At 40.7% G+C, this 13831-nt stretch carries 6 protein-coding genes; all 6 read left to right on the forward strand.

The features are described from left to right. Positions 1-108 precede the first annotated feature (108 nt). The 6 genes from gltB (at position 109) to ACVWYG_RS09440 (ending at position 13602) form a co-directional block, all read left to right on the forward strand. Positions 109-4611: a glutamate synthase large subunit gene (gltB, locus tag ACVWYG_RS09415; protein ID WP_457269943.1), complete on the forward strand. Its 4503-nt coding sequence runs from the start codon at positions 109-111 to the stop codon at positions 4609-4611. Beyond that, complete coding sequence (locus tag ACVWYG_RS09420) at positions 4611-6077, forward strand: glutamate synthase subunit beta (RefSeq protein WP_457269944.1); 1467 nt, start codon at positions 4611-4613, stop codon at positions 6075-6077. The genes gltB and ACVWYG_RS09420 overlap by 1 nt, the downstream gene beginning before the upstream one ends. A gap of 611 nt (positions 6078-6688) precedes the next feature. Beyond that, positions 6689-8083: an SGNH/GDSL hydrolase family protein gene (locus ACVWYG_RS09425; RefSeq protein ID WP_457269945.1), complete on the forward strand. Its 1395-nt coding sequence runs from the start codon at positions 6689-6691 to the stop codon at positions 8081-8083. A 1-nt stretch (position 8084) separates the two neighbouring features. Then, on the forward strand, positions 8085-10412 hold the full coding sequence (locus ACVWYG_RS09430; RefSeq protein WP_457269946.1) for a GH92 family glycosyl hydrolase: 2328 nt from the start codon (positions 8085-8087) through the stop codon (positions 10410-10412). A gap of 30 nt (positions 10413-10442) precedes the next feature. Then, positions 10443-13034, forward strand: coding sequence for a glycoside hydrolase family 38 C-terminal domain-containing protein (locus tag ACVWYG_RS09435; RefSeq protein WP_457269947.1), 2592 nt, complete (start codon positions 10443-10445; stop codon positions 13032-13034). 310 nt (positions 13035-13344) lie between these two features. Next, on the forward strand, positions 13345-13602 hold the full coding sequence (locus ACVWYG_RS09440) for a hypothetical protein (protein ID WP_457269948.1): 258 nt from the start codon (positions 13345-13347) through the stop codon (positions 13600-13602). Positions 13603-13831: the final 229 nt, after the last annotated feature.

Genomic DNA, 13831 nt, shown 5'->3' on the forward strand with positions numbered 1-13831 from the left:
TTATTTAATAAAACATAAGAAATATGAAAAAGTAATGCAAACTATGAAATAACTCGTGTTTTTTTCGTAACTTAGTGTCTCGTTTACACTAACTATTAAAACACAAGAATGAAGTTGAACCACGGGTTATATGATGCAAAGTTTGAACATGATGCTTGCGGAATTGGGTTTGTAGCCCATGTAAAAGGCCGAAAATCACATCAAATCATCTCGGATGCGCTGACCATTTTAGAGAACTTAGACCACAGGGGTGCTAGCGGTGCAGAAGTAAATAGTGGAGATGGAGCCGGAATTATGCTGCAGATTCCACATGAGTTTTTTTATGATGAATGCTTGAAAACGGGTTTTAGTTTACCTAAAACGAATGAATACGGCGTAGGCATGTTGTTTATGCCAAAAGATTTAAGAGCCAGAGAGGCTTGCCGAGAACTTATATATCGCGCAGCAGATAAACTGGGCTTAGAGGTTTTGGGATTTCGAAAGGTCGAAGTAGACGCCTCTGAAATTGGCGAAACGGCGCTATCAGTCGAACCCGAAATTGAGCAATTGTTTATCGCTCGTCCATTTACAATTTCAGAAGGAGCGGATTTTGAGCGTAAGCTATACATCTTCAAAAACTACCTACTTAAAACCATTCAAAATACGGTAACAGGAGCAAAAGGATTTTATGTTGTTTCACTATCCTCTCAAACCATCATATATAAAGGTCAGTTAACCTCTTTGCAGGTGCGCACCTATTTCAAAGAGCTAAATGATCTACGAATGGTTTCCGCCTTTGGCCTCATTCACTCTCGTTTTGCAACCAATACTTTTCCATCGTGGCCTTTGGCGCAACCATTTAGATTTATTGCCCACAATGGTGAAATCAATACCTTGCAGGGAAATTTGAACTGGTTTAGAGCAGGTGTAAAATCTTTCGCCTCAGAATATTTTACCGCCGAGGAGCTTGATATGCTCCTCCCGGTGATAGACGAGACCAATTCAGATTCCGGTTGTCTAGATAATGTTATTGAACTCTTACTACACGCAGGTCGGTCCTTGCCCCAAGTATTGATGATGCTTGTGCCGGAAGCTTGGGACGGTAATGAAGATATGGATCCCGTGAAGAAGGCATTTTATGAATTTCATGCCACTTTAATGGAGCCGTGGGACGGTCCCGCTGCAATAGCCTTTACGGATGGAAAATTGATCGGGGCCACACTTGATCGTAATGGCTTAAGGCCTTCTAGATATGCCATCACTTCCGATGATCGCGTAATTATGGCTTCAGAAGCAGGCGCATTGGCTTTAGATCAAAGCACGGTCATTGAAAAAGGTAGATTAACACCCGGCAAAATGTTCGTTGTAGATATGGAGCAGGGCCGCATCATCAGCGATACAGAAATTAAACAAGAGATTTGTGGTGCACGTCCGTACGGAGACTGGATCAATCAATATCAGATTAAGCTGGAAGATTTGCCAGAACCTAGGTTGGGCTTCACGCATCTATCACCAGAGTCTGTACTCAAATATCAACAAGTTTTTGGTTTCAGTCGTGAGGATGTAGAAGTGATTTTAAAGCCTATGGCTTTTGCAGGCAAAGAGCCCATTGGGTCAATGGGAACTGATACGCCGTTGGCAATATTGTCTAAGCAACCGCAACATCTATCGTCTTATTTTAAGCAACTTTTTGCTCAAGTTACCAATCCACCTATAGATCCGATCAGGGAAAAAGTGGTGATGAGTTTGGCAGGTTTTATGGGCAACAACGGCAATTTGTTGGCAGAAAGCCCAATGCAGTGTCATTGTGTAGGGATTAAGCATCCGATTTTAACGAATCTAGAGCTTGAAAAATTAAGAAGTATTGATACCGGAGTTTTCCAGGCGAAGACGTTACAAACTTATTTTAGGGCAAACGGCAAAGACGGTTCAATGGCTAAAGCCCTCGATCGTTTATGTAGATATGCAGTAGATGCCGTTGAAGATGGTTTTCAAGTTATTGTCCTTTCTGATCGAGCCATTGATTCTGAACATGCCGCAATTCCGTCGCTGCTCGCCGTTTCAGCTGTCCACCATCACCTAATCCGAAAAGGATATCGTGGTGCCGTTGGCATTGTGGTAGAAGCTGGAGACGTGTGGGAAGTGCATCATTTTGCAACCTTAATTGGGTTTGGCGCTACCGCGATTAATCCTTATTTGGCTTTAGAAACCGTTGTTGGTTTTGAAGAAGAATCTGGCTTGAGCAAAAAAGAGCTCATTAAAAATTATACCTATGCTGTAAATAACGGCTTGCTAAAGATTTTTTCGAAAATGGGTATTTCGACTCTGCAGTCTTACCATGGTGCGCAGATTTTCGAAATTTTAGGATTAAACCCACAGGTGGTCAACACTTATTTTACAGGGGCTGTTTCTCGTATTGGCGGATTGGGACTGGATGAGATTGCGAGAGAAACGTTAATGAAACACCATAGAAGTTTTGGTCCGGCTACGCAGCCGGAGCATCTCTTGCCTACCGGAGGTACTTATAAATGGCGTAGGAGGGGAGAACAGCATTTGTTCAACCCACAAACCATCCATTTGTTGCAGAATTCTACTCGTAAAAACGATTATCAACTTTTTAAACAATATTCTAAACTGATTAACGAACAGACCAAACAGGCTTATACCATTAGAGGGTTGTTTGAGTTTAATTACAACCGCTCATCAGTTCCTCTAGAAGAGGTAGAACCGATAACTGAGATATTAAAACGTTTTGCAACCGGGGCCATGTCATTCGGCTCTATTTCTCACGAAGCCCACTCAACCTTAGCCATCGCTATGAACCGAATAGGGGGCAAAAGCAATACTGGTGAGGGAGGTGAAGATGAAATGCGCTTTGAAAAAATGGAGAACGGCGACAGTATGCGATCTGCAATTAAACAGGTCGCTTCTGGCAGGTTTGGAGTTACAAGCAACTATCTAACCAATGCAGATGAACTGCAAATTAAGATGGCGCAAGGTGCAAAGCCTGGTGAGGGTGGACAATTACCAGGACATAAAGTAGATGACTGGATTGCTAGAGTGCGTCATGCAACTCCGGGTGTAGGTCTAATTTCTCCGCCACCGCACCACGATATCTATTCTATCGAAGATTTAGCACAGTTGATCTATGATTTGAAGAATGCCAATCGGGCTGCAAGAATCAATGTTAAATTGGTAAGTAAAGCTGGGGTGGGTACCATTGCTGCAGGAGTCGCGAAAGCACATGCCGACGTAATTTTAATATCTGGATTTGACGGTGGAACAGGTGCATCGCCAATCACCTCTATCCAGCATGCCGGACTACCTTGGGAACTTGGCTTGGCAGAGGCTCATCAAACCTTAATGAGAAATAAGTTAAGAAATCGAGTGGTATTGCAAACCGATGGTCAATTAAAGACAGGGAGAGACATTGCTGTAGCTGCACTGCTTGGCGCAGAAGAATGGGGAGTTGCAACGGCCGCCCTCGTTACTAGTGGATGCATCATGATGCGCAAGTGTCATCTAAATACTTGTCCGGTTGGGGTTGCTACACAAGATCCTGAATTGCGTAAAATGTTTACCGGGGATGCAGATCATGTTGTAAATCTGTTTTATTTCTTGGCAGAAGAACTCCGCGAAATTATGGCTGAGCTAGGTTTTAGAACCGTGACAGAGATGGTTGGCCAAGCAGATTCTTTACAGATGAGGGCTTTGGAACCTGAGCACTGGAAGTTAAAGCAATTAGACTTATCAGCTATTTTATACAAGGCAGAAGACAATGGCTTAGCAAATTACAATACTGAACACCAAGACCACAATTTAGAACATGTATTAGATCGAAAGTTGATGGAAATTGCAAAGCAGGCAATTGAAACTAAAGAGCCTGTTTTCGAAACGTTTACGATAAAAAATACGGATAGAACAGTCGGTGCGATGCTTTCAAATGAGATTTCTAAGAAGCACAAAGGTGCCGGTCTTCCACCAGATACCATAAATTTCAAATTTATGGGATCTGCAGGACAGAGTTTCGGTGCTTTTGCTGCGAGAGGTTTGACATTGTCCTTGGAGGGCGAAGCCAATGATTATGTTGGGAAAGGATTGTCAGGTGCGAGACTTGCCATATCTCCTTTTGCAGACGTTACATATGTACCTGAACAAAATATTATTATCGGTAACGTTGCACTTTATGGCGCTACCGGTGGCGAATTGTTCGCTCGTGGCCAAGCAGGAGAGCGCTTTGCGGTTAGAAACTCTGGTGCAACAGCAGTGATTGAAGGCCTTGGCGACCATGGTTGTGAATACATGACGGGAGGAGAAGTATTAGTGCTCGGTGAAACTGGAAGCAACTTTGCCGCAGGAATGAGTGGAGGGATTGCTTGGGTTTACAATCCAAACGCTACTTTCCAAAAGAGATGCAACAAAGAAATGGTAGATTTAGATCCGCTATTGGAAGAAGATGAAAAACGTATCTTGGCATTGCTTACCACACACATCAGACTCACCGGAAGTAAAGTAGCCTCATTTATTGCAGGCGATTGGAAAAATCAGTCCGCACATTTTGTCAAAGTATTCCCCAAAGAATATAAAGCAGTTTTGAACAAGCGTTCTAACACAGTAAAAACACAACATTAATGGGAAAGATTACAGGATTTAAAGAATACGATAGAGTTGCCCCAAGTAAAGAAGATGCCCAAAATAGGGTTAAACATTATCGCGAGTTTATGGATGAACTGCCGAGTGTAGAGCTAAATAATCAAGCGGCGAGGTGCATGGATTGCGGTGTTCCTTTTTGTCAATCTGGTTGTCCGCTGGGTAATGTGATTCCAGAATTTAATGATTCCGTTTACAAAGGAGAATGGGAAAAAGCGGCAGATATTTTATTGAGCACCAATAATTTTCCAGAGTTTACCGGAAGAATTTGTCCTGCACCCTGCGAATCCGCATGCGTGTTGGGAATAAATCGTTCTCCGGTGGCTATCGAAGACATCGAAAAACACATTATCGAGATCGCCTTTTCTAAAGGGTATATGAAAGCCAAAGCGCCGTTGCTGAGGACCGGAAAAAAAGTTGCTGTAATCGGCTCAGGACCTGCCGGCATGGCTGCCGCAGCTCAATTAAATAAAGCCGGGCACGAAGTAGTGGTTTTTGAAAGAGATGACGCACCCGGTGGATTATTGCGTTACGGCATTCCAGATTTTAAACTTCAAAAAGATATCGTGGATCGGCGTATTAAGCTCATGGAGGAAGAAGGAATTGTCTTTAAATGCAACTCAAACGTTGGTGAAAATGTAGAAGTAGGCATGTTGCTTAGGGAATATAGCGCAGTTGTGCTTGCAGGTGGCTCAACAATTCCTAGAGATTTAGGTATCCAAGGGCGTGAGGCAAAGGGTGTTCACTACGCAATGGAGTTTTTAAAACAACAGAATAAAAGGGTAGCAGACAGGAAAGTAGAGGTGGAGGAAATTATGGCGACCGGAAAAAATGTAATTGTAATAGGCGGTGGTGATACGGGTTCTGATTGTATTGGAACATCTAATCGACACGGTGCAAAATCTGTTATGCAGTTCGAGATTATGCCAACTCCTCCGCAGTCTAGAACCGAAAATATGCCTTGGCCAACTTATCCAATGTTGATGAAGAACACTTCTTCGCACGAGGAAGGTGCAGCCCGATCTTGGTCGGTAAACACTAAGAATTTTATTGCCGATGACAACGGAAATTTAAAGGGTTTGAGGGTTGTTGATGTAGAATGGGATACGGATGCGAATGGCAGACCGACAAGTTTTAAAGAAGTTGCAGGTTCGGAGCGAGATTTGCCATGTGAGTTGGTTTTACTGGCGATGGGATTTTTACACCCGCAAAAAGAAGGTTTGTTGGAGAAGATGGGTATAGAATTGGATGGTAGAGGCAATGTAAAGGCTTCTGAGCAGGACTATCGCACAAACATTGCCAAAGTTTTTGCCGCAGGCGACATCCGCCGTGGACAGTCTTTAGTGGTTTGGGCAATTTCTGAAGGCAGGGAAGCAGCCAGAAAAGCAGATGAGTATTTAATGGGAACAACAAAATTGGCCACTAAAGATGCAGAAGTATATGTTTAAAAAACACCATTTATAGCTTTTAACGTAATAAAAAGATTTCTAACTGAAATAATAAAAAGTAAATTTAGTCCTTACAGATGGAAACCATCACTTTCAATTTCGGCCGTCTGGTGCGAATTATCGGTTATTGCTTTAATTGCAGCCAAGTTTGGAAGTATAATTTTATGGTAAATTCCTAAGGTCAAAATATTAAACAGCGAGTTCTTTCAGCGTTCAACAACAGCCGCTTCCCAATTCCTAGATTTAAGGGAGTTGTAGCGGCTGCACTAATTTTTTGATTTATAAGAGTTGTCCTATGTGCTAAAAATTGGTTGAAGAAGGTTTAGAGTTTAGATGAACGCTCGGGTTTTGATGACTCTATATATATTGGTTTTTACTGTTGAATTCGATTTTTTGGCGCAAGTCTGGTAAATTTCTATATGGAAAATCGATACTTATAGAATGAACCTACAAATTATGCTAACGTTTGTACATTTCGGGGCATACGGTTTTAAAAGATAGTTTTGTTAGTTTTGGCATAAAATAATCACACCAAACAATATTTTTAGCGCTAGAACCGGTTTAAACCGCTGCTTAACTCGTTAAGGCTCAAGAGCTATTGAACTAAATTTATGAGAAGATTATTAACAACTACACTACTTATCTCTTTTGCCTCAATTTTTACTCAGGCACAAACCTTAAAGCCCTTTAAAACTGGAGACAAGGTTGCATTTTTAGGGAACAGTATTACAGAAGCCGGCTTTTACGAGTCTGATATACAGCTCTACTATATGACTCATTTTCCGAATGAGCGGGTTGAGATTTATAATGCGGGTATTGGAGGCGATGTTGCCGGGCAGATGAATGAACGTTTTGAAGATGACATTCTGCGCATGCAAGCCAACATAGTGGTGCTTACTTTCGGTATGAATGACACTGGTTATTTTGAGTTCTTAAAAAACGATGCCGAGGCAACAGCTAAAGAGCGTGTAGAAAAATCTTATAAAAATTTTCTACTACTTGAGCAAAAATTTAAAAACCACCCAGAGATTAAGCCAGTAATCATGTCTTCCTCTCCGTACGATGAAACTGCAAAAATAAAAGGCAGCAACAACTTTTTAGGAAAAAGTAGGGCGTTGGAAAGTATTGTGGCTTTTCAAAAATCAGTGGCAGAGAAAAATAAGTGGCCGTATATAGATCTGTATTATCCGATGCAGGCCATTACGCAGCACGAGCAAAAATTAGATTCGACGTACACCATTACCGGATCAGACAGGATTCATCCAGGTAAACCGGGCCACTTGATTATGGCAGCTTTATTTTTAAAAAACCAGGGGCTTGCAAACAAAGTGGTTGCGGACATAATTGTAGATGCTCGAACTAAGAGGATTTTAAAATCAGAAAATGCCAATACAGTGATTTCTGAAGCATCAAAAAATGCGATCTCGGTTAGTTATACTGCAAAATCGCTCCCGTTTCCTATAGATTCTGTCAGCGAACAATGGGGCAATCCGCACACGCAATCTGAGGCTCTCAAAATATACCCTTTCATAAAAGAATTTAATCAAGAACTCCTCACTGTTAAGAATTTGAATAAAGGAGATTATGATCTTTTGATTGATGGACAAAAAATTAGCAGCTTTTCTGCCGACAGCTTACAAAAGGGGATTAACCTTGCGTTGATGTCCAATACACCACAATACAAGCAGGCGAAAAATATTATGTTCTTAAATGATCAAAGAGCCGAATTGGAAGGAAAACTGAGGAACTATTATTGGGTGCAGTTTAACTATTTTAGAAGCGCCAATATGCTTTTTGAAGATTCGCAAAAGTCACTGGATGCCATTGTGGAGAAGGCAAAGACAGATATCTTTGTCAACAGTAAAATGGGGGTTTATCAGACGGCACGTTTTCCTGAAGTTCGGAAAATGTGGGAAGCCAATATTAAAACCCTGATTAGTGAGATCTATAAAATAAATCAGCCAATAATCCATACAATAACTGTACGCAGCGTTCAAAAATTTTAACATGGCAAGGGGCACAATTAAAATCATCTTTATCGGAGCATTGTTTTTACTATCTTTTGTCAATTGCCCTGCGCAAAAAAAGATTGCTTCTGTAGATTTAGCACACTATGTAAACCCATTTATCGGAGCGAGTACTAGTGTAGGCGATGCGGGTATTTATCATGGTTTGGGTAAAACATTCCCAGGTGCAACTACGCCGTATGGCATGGTGCAGGTAAGTCCTAATACCATTACAGGCGGCGACAACGGGTCTGGATACAGTTCGGAACACACAAGCATAGAAGGGTTTGCTTTTACACAGATGAGTGGCGTGGGATGGTATGGCGATTTAGGAAATTTTTTAGTCATGCCAACCACCGGAAAGCTAAAAACAAGTTCAGGATCGCTAAATAATCCAGATGAAGGCTATAGATCCAGATATGAAAAGAATTCTGAGAAAGCATCAGCGGGTTTTTACTCGGTTAATCTGACAGACTACAACATTAGGGCTGAGGCGACAGCTTCGCCTCATAGTGGAATGCTTCGGTTTACTTTTCCGAAAAATGATCGATCGCGCATACAGATAGATCTCGCAAGAAGGGTGGGAGGTACTTCCACAAGCCAATATATAAAAGTTTTGGACGACCATACCATCCAAGGCTGGATGAAGTGTACACCCGATGGTGGTGGTTGGGGAGATGGGGATGGACACGCAGATTATACCGTTTATTTTTATGCAAAATTCAGTAAGCCCTTTAAAAACCAAGGTCTATGGTCAGCAGAAATTCCCGATGATTGGAAACGAAAAAGAGAAGATGTAACCAGTGCAAAATATCAGCAGCGCATTGCTGATGCAAAAATTTTTAGTGGGAAAAAAGAATTGGAGGGCAAACATTTGGGCTTCTATACAGAATTCCCAACATCAGATAAAGAACAAGTGCTCTTAAAAACTGGGATTTCTTTTGTGAGCATGGAGGGAGCAAAAAAAAATTTGGAGTCGGAAATTAAAGGTTTTGATTTCGATTCCATTCATAAAAATGCAACTGAATTATGGAATAAATCTCTTTCTAAAATAGCCATTGAAGGCGGAACAGAAAACGAAAAGAAAATCTTTTACACCGCTTTGTACCATACCCAAATAGATCCGAGAATATTTGAAGATGTGGATGGAAATTACCCGGGCGGAGATGGGAAAGCTCACCAATCTACGAATTTTACCAAGAGAACTATTTTCAGCGGGTGGGATGTTTTTAGAAGTCAAATGCCGTTACAGACAATCATAAATCCTAAGGTTGTGAGTGACATGATTAATTCTTTGGTGACGTTGGCTGATGAGAAAAATAAAGATTATTTGGAAAGGTGGGAATTTCTAAATGCCTATAGCGGCTGCATGATTGGAAATCCGGCAGTGTCGGTTATTGCAGATGCATATGTAAAAGGTATAAGAGGTTTTGATGTTAAAAAGGCTTATCAGCTTTCGGTAAATAGTGTAGAGAAATTTGGAAATGGAGATAATGGCTACACAGACGATGGCATAGGAATTTCCAAGACTCTAGAATATTCCTATTTCGACTGGTGTGTTTCTCGAATGGCAGAAGGCCTTGGTAAATCTGCCGATGAGGCAAAATATTTGGAAAAATCTAAAGACTATAAAAATATTTTCGATAATGAAAAAGGCTGGTTCAGACCGAAAGACAAGAATGGAAAATGGCTTGCTTGGCCGGCCAATGGAAGGTTGACACAAGGATATGGTACTTTGGAAAGCAATCTTTATCAACAAGGTTGGTTTGTGCCGCAAGATGTGGATGGAATGGTGGACTTGATGGGTGGCAAAGAAAAAGTAAAGGTAGATCTGGAAAATTTCTTTGAAAAAGCCCCAAAAAACATGATGTGGAACGACTATTACAATCATGCCAATGAACCAGTTCATCATGTTCCATTTCTTTTTAATAGAGTTGGTGCGCCTTGGTTAACCCAAAAATGGACACGTCTGATCTGCGAACGAGCTTATCACAACAATGTAGAAGGTTTGGTGGGTAATGAAGATGTTGGACAAATGTCCGCGTGGTATGTGCTTGCCGCAAGTGGAGTTCATCCAATTACGCCAGGAAGCACTAGGTTTGAAATTACAAGTCCTGTGTTTAGACGGGTTGCCATAAATGCCGATACAGACGAAGCGTTTACCATTATAACTAGAAATAATTCCTCCCAAAACTTATACATTCAAGGTGCTAAATTAAACGGAGTGAAGTACAACAAATGTTGGTTAGATTATAAGGACATCATGTTAGGGGGAAAGTTGGAGTTGGAGATGGGGCCGAAACCGAATAAAGATTGGGGAAATGACTGATAGGTTAAAGACCAACATTAAAGCTGAGATATGAGCATAATTGAAAAGCCCGATTATACCTCCTTTTCCTGTAGACGATCAAATAAATTCACGCTATTTCTGTTTGTTTTTTTTTCATTCTTGGTTATGGGCAATGCAATGGCTCAAACTGCTTATTTTGTAGACGGTTTTCATGGAGGTATTTGGGGTCATTATCCCAACGGATACACTTCTTACCTCGTTGATCAATTGAATGACAACCGCGATTGGAAAATAAATTTAGAGATTGAGCCAGAAACTTGGGACAGTGTCAAAAAGACAGATGAGAAAGCCTACACAGCATTTAAAGCATATCTTAAAGACCAATCTAGCAATGGAAGAGTAGAATATGTAAATCCGGCCTATGGTCAAAGTTATCTCTTCAACATCTCTGGCGAGAGTGTTATAAGTCAATTTGCCTACGGCATAAAAAAACTACATAACCATTTTCCAAGTTTGGAATTTTCAACTTATTCGGCTGAAGAACCCTGTTTTACTAGTGCCTTACCGCAAATTTTAACTTCTTTTGGGTTTAAATACGCTTCACTGAAAAATCCGAACACTTGTTGGGGTGGTTACACGAGCGCTTTTGGAACCGGCCTAGTCAATTGGATTGGTTCTGATGGATCAAAAATTTTAGCCGTACCCAGATATGAGTTTGAAACTTTAAAACCAAACTCCACTTGGGAAACCATTGGCAACGCCAATTCGATGACCTACGTGGAGGCCGCGTTTAAGAATAACGTAGTGGCACCTGTTGGAATGTGCCTCCAAGATGCCGGGTGGAAATTTGGACCTTGGCTTAAGGGCAATTATTATAAGCCAAGCCAATATACCACTTGGAAAAACTATTTCGAAAATATCGTTCCCGATCATTCCAAAGCGACGGATTGGAAGTTTAGCCAAGAAGATGTTAACGTTGGACTGGTTTGGGGAGCCCAAGTGCTTCAGCGAATAGCACAAAAAGTTAGAATATCTGAAGATAAAATTATTCAAGCCGAAAAAATTGCCGCATTTAAATCAATTGTAGATAAAACAAGTTATCCTACCGCCGTTTTTGAAAAGGCCTGGCAGTCCCTACTTTTATCTCAACACCACGATTGTTGGATAGTGCCGTACAACGGTAGAAGCGGAGATACTTGGGCAGACAAGGTGAATGTTTGGACAGCTTTCACAGATTCTAAAACCGATAGTATTGCGCTCGAAGCGAACGATCTAAATGCTAAAACACCCGCACTCAAAGTTTATAACACTACACTCTACGATCGAACGGAATGGATTAGAACAAATTTGCCACACGGTTGGAATGCATCCAAAACCGTAGTATTAGCTAATGACGGAAAAGAACTTCCTATGCAAGTCTATTTAACCGCCAGCAAACCTTCATTGCTTTTTAAAGGGTTTGTCCCATCAGCTGGATACGCCTCTTTTCGATTAAAAAATAAAAAATCTTCTCCCATTTCAGGCGCAAATATTGAAAAATTGGCAAATGGGAATTATAAGTTAGAAACAGATTTCTATCAGATATTAATAGATCCAAAACGTGGGGGAACTATTAAACAGCTGATTGCTAAAAAGGCAAACAATAAAGATTTTGTAAATGCCAACTCATCTTTTGCATTCAACGAGCTTCGAGGAAATTTTTTTAATAAAGGTGGCTTTCATTCAACTGGGAGCAGTATCGCAGCAGTCGAAATTTTAAAAAATGGTCCTGCAGAGATTAGCTTGTCTATTGATGGAAAAATTGCCGGTGAACCCTATACGCAAACAATTACGTTGTATCAAGGTGAAAAACGCATCGATTTAAATGTAAAAATCGATTGGCAGCAAAATGAAGGTATTGGAGCATTTGAAGAGACAAATTATAAAGCAACGACGAGTAAAAAGGCATTTTACAACGACAAGTATAAATTGCTTGCACTGTTTCCACTTAACTTAAAAGGACAGAAAGTATTTAAAGATGCTCCGTTTGATGTGACAGAGAGTAAGTTAACGAATACATTTTATAGTTCTTGGGACAGTATAAAGAACAATGTCATTTTAAATTGGGTAGATGTCGTTGATGAAAATAGTGAATACGGCTGTGCTTTATACACAGATCATACTACGAGCTATGCACACGGATCAGATTTTCCGCTTGGGCTGAACATTCAGTACGTGGGAAGAGGTCTTTGGGGCAAAGATTATCGTGCTGAAGGCGTTACGGAAATAAACTATTCCCTAATTCCGCACCTCGGTAGCTGGAAAGAAGCGGATTTATGGAAAGAGAGCGAACGGATTAAAGAGCCACTGCAGTCTGTCGTTGTAAATGAGAGTTTGAAAATGGATCAACAATCATTTTTCAAAACGGCTGCCAAAGGTTGGGTTTTATCATCATGCATTTTCGATGGAGACGATATTGTATTAAGGATTTTTAATGCCGAGGGAACGGCTCAACGATCGAAACTAGACATTAGTTTTCTGCCTCCTGTGGCTTATCTGGAAAAATTAGATGGAACTTTAGTAGAAGAATTAGTGGTGAATAAATCAGAAGGTGGCGCTTATCTTACCCTCAGTATTCCGCCTTCGGGTTTTAAAACCATTAGATTGAAAAACGTAAAATGAACAATCAATTTCATTTGAACGGAACAAGAAAAGATCACTTTAAAACTCAAATAATGTATAAAATAAATTTTCGAACGCCCTCATTTTGTGTTGCGCTGTCGTCGTTCTCCAGTTATTCACAAACAAGTCAGAATTGATTAGGGAAGACAAATCCTTAGATAGAATGGCAAATTCCCCGAAAGCCAACCTTAGCAATATGGTCAATGAAATATCAACCGCAGGTTTTAAAAATCCGGACTGTGTTAAAGGGATAGTTTATGGTGTGGGTTTAAGGATTATGTAGCCGCGGGATAAGAAAGTGATGCAGATTATGCCATTAAAACTAGGAAGGGCAAATATTTCCTTTACCGTCTATTTTGGCCTTGTTTCTCTTCGAAAATCCAATGTTTCTGCAGTGCTTCAGAAAAGTAATCCGGGCGAAGAAAACGGCACAAGCACGATCGACCTGTTGCTGAAAAACAACTCGAAAACAGTTGCTTTTGCCAATCGTTTGCGTTTGGTAAACAGGGTAACCAAAAGGCGAATATTGCCAATTATAATGAACGACAATTCCGTAACATTGATGTAAGGTGAAGAAAAGGAAATTACCATGGCGGCAGGATCTGATTTGTTAAACGGGAGCGTTGATGTTTTGCCAAAGCAATATGGCCAAAAGGAAAAAAACGCAATCGCGGCAAAATTTTAGCAGAATGGTTAAACCAATCTTCGGAAGCAGCCTAAAAACTGAAACTTGACAAAACGAATAAAATCTTCGGACATTGCTTGATCCGACCCTTAACTTAAACGCATTAACAGAT

This window comes from Pedobacter sp. UYEF25, assembly GCF_054061655.1.

Coding starts and splice junctions, on each gene's coding strand:
- gltB (WP_457269943.1), top strand. CDS start 109: ATGAAGTTGAACCACGGGTTATATGATGCAAAGTTTGAACATGATGCT.
- ACVWYG_RS09420 (WP_457269944.1), top strand. CDS start 4,611: ATGGGAAAGATTACAGGATTTAAAGAATACGATAGAGTTGCCCCAAGT.
- ACVWYG_RS09425 (WP_457269945.1), top strand. CDS start 6,689: ATGAGAAGATTATTAACAACTACACTACTTATCTCTTTTGCCTCAATT.
- ACVWYG_RS09430 (WP_457269946.1), top strand. CDS start 8,085: ATGGCAAGGGGCACAATTAAAATCATCTTTATCGGAGCATTGTTTTTA.
- ACVWYG_RS09435 (WP_457269947.1), top strand. CDS start 10,443: ATGAGCATAATTGAAAAGCCCGATTATACCTCCTTTTCCTGTAGACGA.
- ACVWYG_RS09440 (WP_457269948.1), top strand. CDS start 13,345: ATGCCATTAAAACTAGGAAGGGCAAATATTTCCTTTACCGTCTATTTT.